The 317-nt window shown below is 62.8% G+C and carries 1 pseudogene; it reads left to right on the top strand.

Annotated elements, in window-relative coordinates:
• Positions 1–317, top strand: a pseudogene (locus EN874_RS32870) (Fic family protein); the annotation flags it as partial.

Raw genomic sequence — 317 nt, 5'->3', positions numbered from 1 at the left:
CTTTCGAGGCCGAAGAGGGGCCGGCACCCAATGCCGATGTGGAAGAGGTCACGAACTATCTCGACGCGCTCGCCTATGCCCGCGACCAGCTTGCGTCGAAGCAGGGGCTGCCGATTTCCATGCGGCTCCTGAACGAGGCGCACAAACGGTTGATGCGCGACGTGCGTGGTTCGAACAAGCAGCCCGGAGACGTGCGCCGCAGCCAGAACTGGATCGGAGGAAGCCGGCCAGGCAATGCAACCAACGTCCCGGCGCCACCGGACAAGCTTCCCCAGCTTCTCAGCGAATTTGAGAAATACATCCCCGTCGACGATCCG

The sequence above is a fragment of the Mesorhizobium sp. M1D.F.Ca.ET.231.01.1.1 genome (assembly GCF_003999155.2).
In the GTDB taxonomy this organism is placed as follows: domain Bacteria; phylum Pseudomonadota; class Alphaproteobacteria; order Rhizobiales; family Rhizobiaceae; genus Mesorhizobium.
The sequence above is the reverse complement of the archived record's forward strand: the minus strand, read 5'-3'. Positions and strand labels throughout refer to the sequence as shown.